The 14,042-nt window shown below is 64.4% G+C and carries 14 protein-coding genes; 5 read left to right on the top strand and 9 right to left on the bottom strand.

Annotated elements, in window-relative coordinates:
• Position 1 precedes the first annotated feature (1 nt).
• The 5 genes from AC1DYO_RS05165 to AC1DYO_RS05145 all read left to right on the top strand — a co-directional run bounded on the left by AC1DYO_RS05165 (position 2) and on the right by AC1DYO_RS05145 (position 4,615).
• Positions 2-874 (top strand): ABC transporter permease, encoded by an 873-nt coding sequence (locus tag AC1DYO_RS05165; protein ID WP_477260940.1) that lies wholly within the window; start codon positions 2-4, stop codon positions 872-874.
• Positions 874-1,671 carry an ABC transporter permease gene (locus tag AC1DYO_RS05160; protein WP_477260938.1) on the top strand — a complete coding sequence of 266 codons (798 nt, stop codon included), beginning with the start codon at positions 874-876 and terminating at the stop codon, positions 1,669-1,671. The genes AC1DYO_RS05165 and AC1DYO_RS05160 overlap by 1 nt, the downstream gene beginning before the upstream one ends.
• Positions 1,668-2,783, top strand: coding sequence for an ABC transporter ATP-binding protein (locus tag AC1DYO_RS05155; RefSeq protein ID WP_477260936.1), 1,116 nt, complete (start codon positions 1,668-1,670; stop codon positions 2,781-2,783). Before AC1DYO_RS05160 ends, AC1DYO_RS05155 begins: the two co-directional genes overlap by 4 nt.
• Positions 2,784-2,802: 19 nt before the next feature.
• Positions 2,803-4,188 carry an NAD(P)/FAD-dependent oxidoreductase gene (locus AC1DYO_RS05150; RefSeq protein WP_477260934.1) on the top strand — a complete coding sequence of 462 codons (1,386 nt, stop codon included), beginning with the start codon at positions 2,803-2,805 and terminating at the stop codon, positions 4,186-4,188.
• Positions 4,189-4,258: 70 nt separating this feature from the next.
• A complete protein-coding gene (locus AC1DYO_RS05145; protein WP_477260932.1) occupies positions 4,259-4,615 on the top strand; it encodes a cupin domain-containing protein in 357 nt (118 codons plus the stop codon).
• 25 nt (positions 4,616-4,640) lie between these two features.
• Here AC1DYO_RS05145 and AC1DYO_RS05140 read toward each other — a convergent pair whose 3' ends face one another.
• The 9 genes from AC1DYO_RS05140 to AC1DYO_RS05100 form a co-directional block, all read right to left on the bottom strand.
• On the bottom strand, positions 4,641-6,284 hold the full coding sequence (locus AC1DYO_RS05140) for an MFS transporter (protein ID WP_477260930.1): 1,644 nt from the start codon (positions 6,282-6,284) through the stop codon (positions 4,641-4,643).
• Positions 6,285-6,506: 222 nt separating this feature from the next.
• Positions 6,507-8,375, bottom strand: coding sequence for an asparagine synthase (glutamine-hydrolyzing) (gene asnB, locus AC1DYO_RS05135; protein WP_477260928.1), 1,869 nt, complete (start codon positions 8,373-8,375; stop codon positions 6,507-6,509).
• Positions 8,376-8,526: 151 nt separating this feature from the next.
• Positions 8,527-8,793 carry a flagellar biosynthesis protein FliQ gene (fliQ, locus tag AC1DYO_RS05130; protein ID WP_127853917.1) on the bottom strand — a complete coding sequence of 89 codons (267 nt, stop codon included), beginning with the start codon at positions 8,791-8,793 and terminating at the stop codon, positions 8,527-8,529.
• Between the two features lie 26 nt (positions 8,794-8,819).
• Positions 8,820-9,227 carry a flagellar hook assembly protein FlgD gene (gene flgD, locus AC1DYO_RS05125; RefSeq protein WP_477260926.1) on the bottom strand — a complete coding sequence of 136 codons (408 nt, stop codon included), beginning with the start codon at positions 9,225-9,227 and terminating at the stop codon, positions 8,820-8,822.
• On the bottom strand, positions 9,227-9,670 hold the full coding sequence (gene flbT / locus AC1DYO_RS05120) for a flagellar biosynthesis repressor FlbT (protein ID WP_477260924.1): 444 nt from the start codon (positions 9,668-9,670) through the stop codon (positions 9,227-9,229). The genes flgD and flbT overlap by 1 nt, the downstream gene beginning before the upstream one ends.
• Positions 9,667-10,014, bottom strand: a complete 348-nt coding sequence (gene flaF, locus AC1DYO_RS05115; RefSeq protein ID WP_477260922.1) for a flagellar biosynthesis regulator FlaF — start codon at positions 10,012-10,014, stop codon at positions 9,667-9,669. The genes flbT and flaF overlap by 4 nt, the downstream gene beginning before the upstream one ends.
• Before the next feature lie 30 nt (positions 10,015-10,044).
• Positions 10,045-11,088: a flagellar hook-associated family protein gene (locus AC1DYO_RS05110; RefSeq protein WP_477260920.1), complete on the bottom strand. Its 1,044-nt coding sequence runs from the start codon at positions 11,086-11,088 to the stop codon at positions 10,045-10,047.
• Between the two features lie 3 nt (positions 11,089-11,091).
• On the bottom strand, positions 11,092-12,546 hold the full coding sequence (gene flgK / locus AC1DYO_RS05105) for a flagellar hook-associated protein FlgK (protein ID WP_477260918.1): 1,455 nt from the start codon (positions 12,544-12,546) through the stop codon (positions 11,092-11,094).
• A 176-nt stretch (positions 12,547-12,722) separates the two neighbouring features.
• Positions 12,723-13,976 carry a flagellar hook protein FlgE gene (locus tag AC1DYO_RS05100; protein WP_181057516.1) on the bottom strand — a complete coding sequence of 418 codons (1,254 nt, stop codon included), beginning with the start codon at positions 13,974-13,976 and terminating at the stop codon, positions 12,723-12,725.
• Between the last annotated feature and the right edge of the window lie 66 nt (positions 13,977-14,042).

Here is a 14,042-nt window from a genome sequence, read left to right as displayed (position 1 = left end):
CGTGAGCGCGTCCGACCCCATCGCCCAACCCGCCGCCGATGCGCGGCCGGGACGGGCATGGCGGCCGTTCGCGCTCACGGCGCCGGCGCTCATCCTGCTCATCGGGGTGATCGGTTATCCGCTGCTCACCATCGTGCTGCGCAGCCTGTCGGAGCCTGAGTGGGGCCCGCAGAACTATGCCTGGTTCTTCGGCGCGCCGGTGAACCTGACGGTGCTGCAGCGGACCTTCACCATTTCGGCCTGGGTGACGCTGGTTTGCGTTATCGCGGCCTATCCCTATGCCTATCTGATGACCGCGGTCGGGCCGCGTGTGCGGCTGGTGCTGGTGCTTTGCGTGCTGATCCCGTTCTGGGTGAGCGGCGTGGTGCGCACGCTGTCCTGGGTCATCCTGCTGCAGGATTCCGGCGTTATCAATTCATTGCTGCGCGCGGCCGGGTTCAGCGGCGTCAAGCTGATCCGCACCCAGACGGGCGTGGTCATCGGCATGGCGCAAGTGCTTTTGCCGTTCATGATCCTGCCGCTCTATTCGGTGATGCAAGGCATCGACCTCAGGCTGATGCGGGCGGCGCAAAGTTTAGGCGCACGACCTTCCCGAGCGTTCTTCACCGTCTACCTGCCGCTGTCGCTGCCAGGCGTCTATGCCGGCGCGATCATCGTCTTCATCCTGTCGCTCGGTTTCTACATCACGCCGGCTTTGCTCGGCGGGCCGCGCTCGACCATGCTGTCGACGCTGGTGCAGACGCAGGTGCTCAGCCTGCTGCAATGGGGCAGGGGCGGCGCCATGGGCGTTGTGCTGCTGGTCACCACCTTCGTGTTGTTGGCGCTGGCTGCACCGGTGATGCGGTCCAGGCACCGGGAAGCGGGGCGACGCTGATGGAGATGAAGCCGCTCACCCGCGTTCTTCTCGGCCTCGTCTGCCTGCTGGTGGCGATATGGCTGGTGGCGCCGACGCTGGTCGTGGTGCCGATGTCGTTCAACGAGAACAAGTCGCTGGCATTTCCGCCACAGGGCTTCTCCTGGCAGTGGTACGAGAATTTCGCCACCAATCCGGACTGGTCGAACAGCTTTCTCAATTCGCTGAAGGTCGCCTCGATCGTGGCGGTGCTGGCAACTGTGCTGGGCACGCTGGCAGCCTTCGGCCTCGACCGCATGAAGGCGCGGCCGGCGAACCTTTTGCGCATGCTGATGCTGACGCCGATGGTGGTGCCGGGCGTGGTGCTGGCGATCGGCATCTACGCCGTCTATCTCGACACGCAGCTTGTCGGCACGCTGCTCGGTTTCGTGCTTGCCCACACCATCCTTGCGCTGCCCTTCGTGCTGATCGCCGTCTCGGCCAGTCTCGAAGTGTTCGACAGACGGCTGGAGACGGCCGCGGCGAGCCTCGGCGCCGGCGCGCTCACCACGTTCCGCACGGTGACGCTGCCGCTGATTGCGCCCGGCGTGGCGTCCGGCCTGCTGTTCGCCTTCGCCACCTCCTTCGACGAGATCGTGGTGTCGCTGTTCATCACCAATCCCTATCTCAAGACTTTGCCGGTGCAGATCTTCGCCTCCATCACGCGCGACGCCGATCCGACGGTCGCGGCCGTCGGCACCATCCTGCTTTTCGCCACCATGATCCTGATCGGCGGCGGCATGCTTCTTCTTGGCCGCGAGCGGAAAGGACGCCCATGAACCCGAAGCCGACAAGCAGGGGCGCGGCGATCGATCTGGAAGCGATCAGCAAGGCCTATGGCGGCTTCAAAGCGCTGGACGGCGTGTCGTTGCGCATCGAGCCGGGCGAGTTCATGACGCTGCTCGGGCCCAGCGGGTCGGGCAAGACGACGACGCTCAACGTGATTGCCGGCTTTACCGACGTGACCAGCGGCAAGCTTCTGGTCGGGGAAAAAAGCGTCGTCGGCGTGCCGGCGCACAAGCGCAACATCGGCGTCGTCTTCCAGCACTATGCGCTGTTCCCGCATATGAGCGTCGGCCGCAACGTCGCCTATCCGTTGACGCTGCGCGGCGTCGACCAGGCGACGCGGCAGGCGCGCGTGGCAAGGGCGCTCGACATGGTCAAGATGGGCGATTTCGCGCATCGCTATCCCAGCGAATTGTCGGGCGGCCAGCAGCAGCGCGTGGCGCTGGCGCGCGCCATCGTCTTCGACCCGCCGCTGCTGTTGATGGACGAGCCGCTCGGCGCGCTCGACAAGAAACTGCGCGAATGGCTGCAGCTCGAGATCAAGCGCATCCACCGCGAGCTCGGCACCACCTTCGTCTATGTCACGCACGACCAGGAAGAGGCGCTGGTGCTGTCGGACCGCATCGCCGTGTTCAATCGGGGGCGCATCGAGCAGGTCGGCACGGGCCGCCAGCTCTATGACGAACCGGCGACGCTGTTCGTCGGCCGCTTCATCGGCGATTCCACCGTGCTGCGCGGCGAAGCCCGAAGCGATGGCAACAGCACCTCGCTGAGCATTGCCGGCGAGACGGTGACGGCGCCGCGGCGGCTGGCGGGAGAGGCCAGCCCGGTGATGCTGCTGCGTCCTGAAAAGCTCGCGATCCGCCGGCCCGGCCAAAATGCCGCCGATGGCGCCAACCGGCTGTCGGGGACGATCGCGGAAGCCATCTACCTCGGCTCGGAATCGAAATACGAAGTGAAGCTCGCCGACGGCTCCGCCGCGATCGTGCGTTCAGCGCTGACCGGCGAGAGCTTTGGCCTGGGCGACAAGGTCGAGCTTTGTTTCGACGGCACCGATGCCAAGCTGCTGGCGGACGACAGCACCGCTGACACCACCCTTACTTGACCCATCTGAAAGTCATTCCATGCAAGCCAAGCGCAACGGCGACATATCGTTCTGGTATGCGGATCTGGGAGCGGTTCCCGCACCGCGGCCGCCTCTGCCCGGAAATATCGAGGCCGATGTCGCCATTGTCGGCGCCGGCTATACCGGCCTGTGGACCGCCTACTATCTGAAGAAGGCGAAACCGTCGCTGCGCGTCGTCATCATCGAGCGCGAGTTCGCCGGCTTCGGCGCTTCGGGCCGCAATGGCGGCTGGCTGTCGGGCGGCTTCAGCTGGTCGCGCGAAAAATATCTCAAGACATCGAGCCGGCAAGGCGTGATGGCGATGCAGGCGGCGATGGCAGGTTGCGTCGACGAAGTGATCCGGGTGGCAAGCGAGGAAGGCATCGACGCCGACATTCGCCGCGTCGACAATCTGACTGTTGCCACCAATGCAGCGCAGCTCGAACGTGTGCGCGAAGAATGCGAGACAATCCGCTCGTGGGATTTCGATCCGAACCGCGTCGAGATGCTGGGCGCCGCCGAAACGCGGGCGCGCATCAACATCCGCAATGTCCTGGGCGGCTTCGTCGTTCATGGCCAGGCGCGGGTGCAGCCGGCCAAGCTGGTGCGTGGGCTGGCTGATGCCGTCGCGCGGCTGGGCGTGCCGATCTACGAGAAGACGACGGTGACCGCTATCGCCAAAGGCAGGGTGACGACGGACCGAGGCACGGTGCGGGCGGAAACCATCATCCGCGCGACCGAGGGGTTCACCGCAGGCATTCCCGGCGAAGAGCGGACCTGGCTAGCGCTCAACAGCGCGCAGATCGTGACCGAGCCGCTGTCGCCGGAACTGTGGCGCGACATTGGCTGGGAAGGGCACGAGCTGCTTGGCAATGCGGCGCACGCCTACTGCTATGCCCAGCGCACGCGCGAGGGCCGCATCACCATGGGCGGCCGTGGCGTGCCTTACCGCTATGGCTCGCGCACCGACATCAACGGCCAAACGCAGCAGGCGACGATCGACCAGCTGCACACGATCCTGACGACGCTGCTGCCCCAGACGGCGGGATGCCGCATCGATCACGCCTGGTGCGGCGTGCTCGGCGTACCGCGCGACTGGTGCACGACGGTCGGCCTCGACCCCTCGACCCGCATCGGCTGGGCCGGCGGCTATGTCGGACTCGGCGTGTCGAGCTCCAACCTTTCGGGGCGCACGCTTGCCGATCTTGTTCTCGGGGCAAAAACCGAGTTGACGCAGCTGCCCTGGGTCAACCGCAAGGTCAGGCCATGGGAGCCGGAGCCCTTCCGCTGGTTGGGGGTGCACTCGATGTATCAGCTCTACAGCATCGCTGATCGCCGCGAAGCTGCCGGGCTTGCGCACACATCGAAACTGGCCGCGATCGCCGACAGCATCACAGGCCACTAACGCCATTTGTTTTCACGCAATTCCTAGGGAAACCAGCTTCCTGGAATTGCTCTGATTGACGGAGTCCGACTTGATCGACCTTTCGACCTTCCACGATCTCGCCAAGGCCGAGATCGGCACATTCTCACCCAAGCCGACCTGCATCGAAGGGGATCAGGTCGAGGCTGTGCGCTCGTTCTTCCAGTCGCCGGACGGTACCCTCGATATCGGCATCTGGGAGTGCACGCCCGGCCGCTTCACCGCGGATCGTTCGGACTCGTCGGAGATCTGCCATATCATCTCGGGGCGCGTGGAACTGAGCCGCGCCGATGGCGAGGTGCGGGAACTCGGCCCAGGCGATCTCCTCGTCCTGCCGCAGGGCTGGAAAGGTGAGTGGCGGATACGCGAGACCACGCGCAAGCTCTACATGATCCAGTCAGCCAGCTGAGGGGCGCCTTCCGACTCAGATGAAATCAGTGGTCGATCGGGCCCTTCGGCGAGACCAGTGCGGTGCCAGCCGTCGTCGGGCGCTCGATCAGGCGGCGCACGCGCGGCGGTTCATCGCCGCTGTGCAGCGCCCGCACCCGCTCGCCGACGACGGCGTCGGCATGGGTGGCGCGCCGGTTGTGGCGGATGTATTCCAGCCAGGTCGGCGTGTGGTAGTGCTCGATCCAGACGGATGGATTTTCAAGGTCGCGCGCCAGCGTCCAGTTGCGGGCACCGTCGCGGCGGCGGATGCGCCCGCGCTCGGCCATGGTGGCGAGGAATTCGGGCACGTCCTCGTCGCGAATGACATACTCGATCATGATCGCGATCGGGCCGCTGCGCGGCTTGAGGTCGAGGCCGAGATGCGGCTCCTTGAAGCGGTTGAGCGGATCGAGGTTGAGCGCGGCCTGTTGCGGCAGGGGCAGGAGCAGGCCGATGGCGCCGCCGACAAGCATCGCGATGGCGGCCGCAATCAGCGCTGTTTCGGCGCCATGCGCGTCAGCAACGACGCCCCACACCCAGCTGCCCAGCGCAATGCCGCCGAAGGTTGCCGTCTGGTAGACCGAAAGCACCCGGCCGACGACCCAACGCGGCGTCGACATCTGCACGGTGACGTTGAAATGCGACAGCGCGATCACCCAGCAGGCGCCGCCGATCAGCAAGCCCGCCGAGGTCTGCCAGGCATTGTGGCTCATTGCGGCGTTGAAGGCGCAGACGGCGAAGCCGGCGAAGGCCATGCGCACCATCGTCTCGCTGGACAGCAATTGCCGCAGGCGCACGCTGATCAGCGCGCCGCCGACGGCGCCGATGCCGAAGGCGCCGAGCATGATGCCGTAGGTCAAGGCATCGCCCTTGACGACGTCGCGCGCCACCAGCGGCAGCAGCGCCAGTACCGCACCGGCGCTGAAGCCAAAGGCCGAGCCCCTGACCAGCACCTTGCCGATGTTGGGTGACATGGCGACATAGCGCAGGCCGGCGCCCATGGCCGCGCCCAGCGTCTCGCGCGGCAGGGTCGAGACCGGCAGGTCCGGCTTCCAGCGGAAGAGCACGATGATAAGGCCGATATAGCTCAGCGCATTGGCGGCAAAGGCAGCGGCCGCACCGGCAGCGGCAACGATGATGCCGCCGATCGCGGGACCGACGCTGCGCGTCAGGTTGAAGCCGAGGGAATTCAGCGCGACGGCCGCCGGCAGCTTGTTGCGCGGCACCATGTCGCCGACCGATGCCTGCCAGGACGGGTTGTTGAGCGCCGTGCCGCTGTCGATCAGGAAGGTGAAGGCAAGCAGCGTCCACGGCGTCATCCAGCCGTTCCAGGTGAACAGCGTCAAAAGCGCTGAAACAACCAACATGAAGACCTGGGCGATCAGCATCACCTTGCGCCGATTGAAGCTGTCTGCGATGGCGCCCGCCACAAGCGCAAACAGCATGATCGGCAAAGTGGTCGAGGCCTGTACCAGCGCCACCTGATAGGGCGAGGTGGCGATGGTGGTCATCATCCAGGCAGCGCCGACGCCCTGGATCAGGCCACCGAAATTCGACACCAGGCTGGCCGACCAAACGGCGCGGAAGATGCCATGCCGGAACGGCGCCAGCGCCGAAACGCGTTCGCTGTCCGGCTCGTCATCGATCATCAGATCTGTCCCACCTTCATGCGCTGGTTTCGTCCGCCGGGACGACAATCAGGGCATTCGCTTGAAATAGAGCACGACATCCAAAAGGGCGAACGCGCCTTCGAAAAACATCATGGTCCAACAACAGGATAGCAAGGCAAAAATACGTCAGCCGGCAAGGGGTCCGCTGCCCAGAGCGATGTTCTCTTTGGTCCACCGCGCCGGGGTATCGGCCGGGCGAAGTCAGCTTCTGTCCCGGGCGGCGGAATGCAGGGCTTCGGTCAGCGCGCCTGTCGTCTCGCCGCCGGCGTGAAGGCGCAGGAAAAGCTCCATGCCGACAAGCCGCAGCCTGGAGGGCTGCTCGCGCCGTGCGAGTTGGATCATGTCCTCCACGCTGGCTGCGGGCCACTTCATGGCATCGCGCAGGAAGCCGCCGCGCAGCAAAGTCTCCGTGCCGGCCGAAAATTCGGACGACATGTCGAAGCCGATTTTGCGCGCCTGGACGTTCTGGCTCGGGATATGCTTTTGCGCGACCTTTCGCAAAAGCCACTTTCCTGTTTTGTCGCGGTATTTTTGCCGCCGCGGCAAATGGATCGCAAAATCGATCAGCCGGTTTTCCAGGAACGGGACCCGCAGCTCCACGGACGCCGCCATGCTCAGGCGGTCGTGCCGGTGCAGGATGTCCTGCAGATGCGAATAGAGGTCATAGAGGCAGCTTCCGAGAAAGGCGCGATCGGCGGGCGGCGTCACCGGCTCCAGGCGGTCGAAGATCTCGGTCTGCAGGAAATTCAGCTCCGGCGACAAAGCACGCAGGACCATGCTGCGCTCCATTTGTGAGTGGCCGCCAACCGAGAGCTTGTAGGGGGCGCGGCGCTGTTGTTCGAATCTCCGGTCGAGCGAGCGTTTCGAATGCAACAGACGCCGGGGCCACGACCAGGAGCGCCACTTCTTCATGCTCAAGGCCTGCAGGGGGTAGCCGCCGAACAATTCGTCGGCGCCTTCACCGGTCAGCAGCACCTTGACGCCGTCGGCCCGGCACTGTTCGGCAAGCGCCAGCAGCCCGACATGGCTGGCATGCCAGCCATCGCTTTCCAGATGCCAGATTACTCTTGGCCAAAGTTCGAAGAACCGGTTCTTGTCGACCGGAATCCGGCGCAAGGGCACGCCGACATGGCGGCCGGTGCGTTCGGCGTCTTCGGCCTCGCTGCGGCCGAGCTGCGGGTCGACGACATAACCATGGATCTCTGGTCTGAACGGCTTCGCCAGCGCCGTGATCAGACCGGAATCGACGCCGCTGCTGCACGCTGTGGCGACGTTGGTATCGGCGATGCAGTGAAGTCCGACACTGTCCTTGAGCAATGCCTCGAGCGTCGCCATGTGCTCTGCATCGGAGGATCCGTCGCCGGTGATGCGTGCGGTCTCCAGCACGTCCAGCACATGCCAGAAGCGGCGCTTTTCAATACCACCATCGGTGATCCTCCACAGGCCGGCAGGCGGCAGCCGCTCGATGCGGTCGAACAGGCTGTAGCTGGAATCGCGGCTCTGCCAGGCCAGCCGCAGGGTCATTTCGCGCCTGTCGATATCGCGCGGGAAACCGTTGCAGGCGAGGATCGCCTTGTCCTCCGAGGCAAACAGGATTCGCTCCGGCGTATCGGCCACCGACATCGGCTTGATGCCGAGGCGATCGCGAGCGAGCCACAGCGCACTGTTGCGGGCGTCGAAATAGGCGAAGGAAAACATGCCGTCGAACAGCGGCACGGCCTTTTCGGGACCCCAGTGATGCAAGGCTTCGAGCACCACTTCGGCATCGCAGATGGTTCGAAAGACGACCCCTTGCGCCTGCAGCGTCTCGCGGAGCGACCGGTAATTGTAGACCTCGCCATTGTAGACGAGGACGCCCTGACCGGATGCGGTCAGCATCGGTTCGCGGGCGGCGGGCGAGGGGTCGATGATGGTCAGCCGGCGATGCCCGAGGGCCAGCCGATTGTTGCTCCAGCTGTCATGATCGTCGGGGCCGCGATGCACCAGCGCCTGCATCATGCGGATGACATCCGACAGGTCGTTGGCGTCGATCGGGTTTCGCTTACGCCAGACGCCGGCTATTCCGCACATGGCCTGCCGGTCGATGCTGCCTGGGTCATGACTCGCAATCTAGCCGTAACACAGCCGCCTGCAAGCGGGACTCCTCACTACGCAATTCCTCAGGGAAAGCGCTGCGCGCTTTTCCCGGGAAAACCGCGAAACACTTTTCCTGGAATTGCTTCTAGAACCCGTTTTCGATGCGCTCGAAGATGACGTTGGTGAAGGCCGAGATCTGGCTGCCGATGAACGGGCCGGTCAGCGCCACGACCAGCATGATGGCGACGATCTTGGGCACGAAGGTCAGGGTGATTTCCTGGATCTGGGTCAGGGCCTGGATCAGCGCGATGCCGATGCCGACCGCCATGGCGACCAGCACCACCGGCGCGGAAGCGGTGAGCACCGTCCACACCGCGTACTGGACGATGTCGAGCGCGTCGGCCTCGTTCATGTGAGTGCGCCTCTACGGAACCGGGTCTAGCTGGCCGGCTTTATCGAAACGCCCGCGCCGACCGGCACTTCGGTGCCGTTCTGCAGTACCGCGATCAGGCCACTGCTGGCAAGCTTGACGGAAGCCACGACGCCCGTCGTCTTGCCGTCGGCGGAAGTGATCGAACGGCCGATCAGCGCGTCCGCCTGCGACAGCGCCGAGGACTGCATGATCTGGTCGAGCTTGGTGTTGGTCTGCACCGATTGCTCGACCTGCGAGAAGGTGGCGAGCTGGGCGACATACTGTGTCGAATCCATCGGTTTCGTCGGATCCTGGTTCTTCATTTCGGCGATCAGCAGCTTCAGGAACGACTGGTAGTCGACCGCTGTCTTCGAAGTCTGCTGGGTGCCCTGGTTGGCGCCCGTCGGGATTGTCGTCGTCATGTCCACATTCATCAGAATCGTGCTCCCACGGCCAGCGGGCGCTTCGCGCCCTGAACATCGTCATTGCCGCCAAGCGCGCGGCGTTCGAGCGGATAAAGCGCACGGATAGCCTTCAGCGCTTCATAGATATGGTCTTCGCCGACCATGCGGTCGATCTGCTTCAGCGCGCCGCTGATCTGCTCGTCCTCGAAGCTTGCCAAAAGCAAGGGCAGCGAGCGGCGGAACATGGCGCGGGCCTCGACGGCGCCGGCCGGGTTCATCAGCATGACCTGCAGGATGAAGTAGAGCTGCTTCAGCGGTGTCGAGGCCTCTTCGGCCTGGATGACATGGTTCTCGAGCAAAAACTGCACATCGTTCATCAGCTCGACGGTGACCTTGCGGTCGACACGGATGACGGCGCCGTTGATGTAGATCTTCTCGTTCGGCTTCAGCGATATCTTCAGCGTGTTGGTCATTGAATGCCATCCCGGATGATCTGGGACACTTCGATCAGGCCTTCGAAATTGTCGGTGCGGCCCTGACGGATGTCCTCGGCCTCGCGCAGCAGCCACAGGCCGATGGAGATGAGGTTGGCACGCAGTTCCTTGGGCAGGACATTGTCGCTGGAGCCGAGATCCTCGACGAAGGTGGTCCAGACCCGGTTGGTGAAGTGCAGCGCCTCGACCGCTTCCATCGAGGTGTGGCCGACAGCGGCCGCCGCCGCCAGCATTTCGATCGAGCGGGTCAAAAGCTGCCGCTCGCGATCCTTGGCATCGGTGACGGAGTCGGTCTGGACGTCGGCGTAGGAGAATTGGTACATCGTTTGGCTCTACCGTTGCGGTTGAGATTTTCAGGTCAGGTAGTTCAGCAGGCTCATCTGCTGCAGGCGCGCGGTCAGCGCGAAGGACGTCTCGATATGCTGGGTCAGATCCGCGACGCGGGTGGCGGCCTCGGCCGGGTCGACGCCTTCGAGATCGAGGATGTGGCGTTCGAACAGGTCGACCTGCGTTTTCATGCGGTCGCTGGCGTCGGACACACGCTTTTCGGCAAGGCCGGTCTCGGCCTGCAGCTGGCCGAGCCCGCCCAAGGCCTCGCCGACCATCGCCTGGGCGCGGCCGACAACGGTGGTCTTTGCCGCATCGCTGAGGTTGCCGGACAGCAGGCCCGTGACCATGGCGGAAGCCATGGCGAGCTTGCGGATGCTGTCGTCATTGGCGCTGGCCGAGGTCTGGGTGGTTTCGCCGAGCGAAATGCGGCTGACGATCTGCTGGTCGGTGGCGTTCGACCAATTGGCCTGCCAGCCCGCGCCCATGAACTGCGGCACGACATTGCTGGTGATGAAGCCGTCCATCTGGGCGGCGGTGATGTTGGCGGCGAGCGGATCGCTCTGCGTGAAGCCGAAATAGGACGAGAAGGAAGCGTCGAACGCCGCCTTGGCTGGCGAGCCGGTGGCGGTGAAGTCGTCGATCGGCTTGACGTCGGTGTTGGTGCCGGCAAACAGATATTCGCCGTTGACGCTGGCGTTGAGGATCGAGGTCATCTGCTGCACGGCGGCCTTGCCGGCTTGCTGTGTGATGGTGCTCGAGGAATTGCCGGCGGCGGTCAGCGCAGTCAGCAAATTCTGTGCAGTGTCGGAAAGCTGGCCAAGCGCAGCCTGCGTCGAGGACAGCCGGGCGGTGACCAGCGAATTGGAATCGATGATGACGTTCAACCGGTCGAGATCGCGCGAGAAGGTCACTGCCTGCGAGGTGCGCGCGCCGAGCGCAAGGCCGACATCGGCGACGGTGCCGGTCGTCGATTCCTTGGTGGCTTTGACCAGTTCGGCCTGCATACGCATCTGCTGATAGCGCGCGGCGTTGGAAAGGGCGGCTGAGGAGACGGATGTGGCTTTCATGGCTTATCCCACAGCATCGAGCAGGGACGACAGCATGTCGTCGACGGTTTTCATCATGCGCGCCGAAGCCTGATAGGTGTGTTCGAGGTCGAGCAGCAACGACATCTCCTGGTCGACATTGACGCCGGTGTCGTTGGACAGCGCCTCGGCGGTGCGCGAGGCCAGCGCTTCCTTGGCGTCGGCGTTGCTCGAGGCCTGCTGGCGCTGGCCCTCGAACCAGCCAATGGCGTTGGCGGCGTAGTCGGAGACGCTGGAGGTGACGGTGATGCCGGCCGAAGCGTCGAAAGGCATCGGCTTGTCGAGCTTGTCGCCATAGCCGATCAAGAGCTGCGAATAGGAGGCGTTGCCGGCGGTGTTGGCGATATAGGCGGCGCCATTGGCGCCGCCGTCGCGCAGCAGCACCGGATTACCGCCGACGCTCGGATCCATTGCGGCATTGACTTTGATCGAGCCGGCAAGGCCGTCGATCAGCGTGCCGGCGGCCGGAATGGCGGGCGCGCCCGACCAGGTGAACAGGCCGGTCCGGTCGGGCTGCGAAGGCGCGGTCTCGGCAAAGGCGGTGATGAGGCCGCGCGCGACTTCGTCGAGCTGGCTCTGCATGGTCGCGGCGACACCGTCACGCAAGGTGATCAGCCCGGCGAGCTTGCCGTCGGCGCTGGTGTTGCCGCCGGTGCCGGCGCTGACCGGCACATTGTCGATATAGATGGTGTTGCCGGGCGTACCGGCGGTGTAGCCCGCCGACGGCGCGAAACTGACCGAGCGCGGAATGGTCTCGAACAGCGTCGTGCCATCCTTGGTGGTGATGACCATGTCGTTGTCGCCGCGCGTGAAGGTCGACACCGGCACATAGTCCGCGATCTTCTTCAGCAGGGAGTCGCGCTGGTCTAGCGCGTCGGACGCATCCGTGCCCGAACGGGTTGCGGAGATGACCGCCTTGTTGGCGTCCTGGAACTGGCTGAGCAGCGAGTTGAGATCGTCGACTGCGGTGGCGATCTCGCCGTCGGCCTGGGTGCGGAAATCCTGGATCGCCTTGGTGCCGTCGTTCAGCGAGCGCACCACCTGCTGGGCCGCGTCGATGACGCTGGAACCGAGATTCTGGTTGGATGGCGTGGCGGCGTAAAGCTGCAGCGCGTTCTGCAGGTTGCCGATCGCGGTCGAGGCAGAGGAGGCATTGTCGACGCCGTTGACGGCAACGGCGAGGCGGTCAATGCCGCTGTAAAGCGTGCTCTGGCCGCTCCATGCCGATTGCGCGCTGAGGTTCTGGCGAAACAACAGGGCGTTGGTGGCGCGCTGGATCTCTACGGAGCGGGCGCCCGGCGCGGCGCTGATGACGACCGCCGTGCGGCGGGCATAGTCGGGATTGCTTGCGTCGGCAATATTGCGGGAAAGGACGCTGGTCTGCTTCGACGTGGTCTGAAGCGACTGTTGGGCGATGGTCAATGCGGAAGTCAGCGACATGCGGGTCTTTCACGAGGCCAGTGGGAGGGGGATGACGTTTCTGCCCTGTCGGCGGCGTCAGCGTTCGGAAACCTCCAATTCCAAACCACACCAGCCGGTTCGCCGGTGTGGCCTTGAATTCGAAATCCGCGCACCGCGCCGCTCTGGTTTGGGTTCATCCCACTAGCGCCCGTCGTTTATCTCTTCAGGTTGACAAGGACATCCATGAGGTCGGAACCGGTCTGGAATACTTTCGAGTTCGCGGTGTAGCTGCGCTGCGCCGCGATCATGTTGGTCAGTTCCTCGGCGATATCGACGTTGGAATTTTCCAACGCGCCGGAGATGATGCCGCCGAGCTTGCCTTCATTGGCGAAGCCGATGCGCACGGTGCCGGAGTCGGTGGATTGCGCATAGACATTGCCCGGCAGTGCGGTGAGGTTGTCGGGGCTCTGGACGTCGGCCAGCGGGATTTTGAAGAGCGGCTTGGTCGAGCCGTCCTGATACTGGGCATAGATCACGCCGTCTTCGCCGATCTGGATCTTTTCGATGGTGCTGGGGGCGTTGCCGTTGACCTTCGCCTCGGAGACGGTGAAGCCGGTGCCGAGCTGGGTCAGCTTGGACAGATCGAGGTCGAGCGACGCACCGCCAGGTACGGGGATCGTTATTGAGTCGACTGCGCCGGTGAGCTTGCCGGTGGTGTTGTCGAAGGTCAGGTTGGCTGTGGCCAGCGCGCCGCCCGTATAGGGGAAGGAGGTGCCGGGCGTCGCCTTGGATTGGTCGAACACCGAGACCGACCAGGTGCCGGTGCCGGTGTTGGTGAAATAGACGTCGAGCAGCTTCTTGTTGCCGAGATTGTCGTAGGTGACCATCGAGGATTTCGACGTGTATTCCGCGGTCGGGCTGTTGGTGGACGGCAGCGGACCTGCGGGTGGCGTGGCGCCGGCCGGCAGATTGGCGTTGAAGTTGCCCGTGGTGCTGGGCGTCGCCGTCATTTCCTGGTCGGAGATCTCGACCGGCACCAGTCCTTCGAAACCGTTGGCTGTCGCCGCCGGCGTGCCGTTGGCGTAGCTGTAGGCCATCAGCTGATAGCCGGCCGCATTGACCAGCCTGCCCTGGGCATCCGGAACAAAAGCGCCGGCGCGGGTGAGGAAAGGTGTGCCGCTGGGGTCCTGGACGACGAAGAAGCCGTTGCCGTTGACCGCGAGGTCGGAGACCGAGGTGGTGTATTGCAGCACGCCCTGGGCGCTGACCGCTGAGCGGATCGTGGTGTTGACGCCGCCGGAATTATAGGCACCGCCGACCTGCGGCATGACCAGCGTCGAAAACTCGGCCGAGGACCGCTTGTAACCGGTGGTGTCGGAATTGGCGATGTTGTCGGCCACGGCGGACAGGCGGTTGGCCTGTGCGTTCATCCCGGAAACGCCGGTCCGCATCATTCCGTAAAGGCTCATCGAAACGTCTCCTCAATGCCCATGTCTGTGGTCGCGAGGGTATAATTTCTGTCTTGCGCGAGGCTG

It is taken from the genome of Mesorhizobium sp. P2_F5 (assembly GCF_056403715.1).
Note: the sequence above shows the minus strand (reverse complement) of the source record. Positions and strands in the feature narration are given on the sequence as shown.

What these genes read in the sequence shown, in the direction of transcription:
- AC1DYO_RS05160 (WP_477260938.1), top strand. Translation starts at nt 874, where the DNA reads ATGGAGATGAAGCCGCTCACCCGCGTTCTTCTCGGCCTCGTCTGCCTG.
- AC1DYO_RS05155 (WP_477260936.1), top strand. Translation starts at nt 1,668, where the DNA reads ATGAACCCGAAGCCGACAAGCAGGGGCGCGGCGATCGATCTGGAAGCG.
- AC1DYO_RS05150 (WP_477260934.1), top strand. Translation starts at nt 2,803, where the DNA reads ATGCAAGCCAAGCGCAACGGCGACATATCGTTCTGGTATGCGGATCTG.
- AC1DYO_RS05140 (WP_477260930.1), bottom strand. Translation starts at nt 6,284, where the DNA reads ATGATCGATGACGAGCCGGACAGCGAACGCGTTTCGGCGCTGGCGCCG.
- asnB (WP_477260928.1), bottom strand. Translation starts at nt 8,375, where the DNA reads ATGTGCGGAATAGCCGGCGTCTGGCGTAAGCGAAACCCGATCGACGCC.
- fliQ (WP_127853917.1), bottom strand. Translation starts at nt 8,793, where the DNA reads ATGAACGAGGCCGACGCGCTCGACATCGTCCAGTACGCGGTGTGGACG.
- flgD (WP_477260926.1), bottom strand. Translation starts at nt 9,227, where the DNA reads ATGAATGTGGACATGACGACGACAATCCCGACGGGCGCCAACCAGGGC.
- flbT (WP_477260924.1), bottom strand. Translation starts at nt 9,670, where the DNA reads ATGACCAACACGCTGAAGATATCGCTGAAGCCGAACGAGAAGATCTAC.
- flaF (WP_477260922.1), bottom strand. Translation starts at nt 10,014, where the DNA reads ATGTACCAATTCTCCTACGCCGACGTCCAGACCGACTCCGTCACCGAT.
- AC1DYO_RS05110 (WP_477260920.1), bottom strand. Translation starts at nt 11,088, where the DNA reads ATGAAAGCCACATCCGTCTCCTCAGCCGCCCTTTCCAACGCCGCGCGC.
- flgK (WP_477260918.1), bottom strand. Translation starts at nt 12,546, where the DNA reads ATGTCGCTGACTTCCGCATTGACCATCGCCCAACAGTCGCTTCAGACC.
- AC1DYO_RS05100 (WP_181057516.1), bottom strand. Translation starts at nt 13,976, where the DNA reads ATGAGCCTTTACGGAATGATGCGGACCGGCGTTTCCGGGATGAACGCA.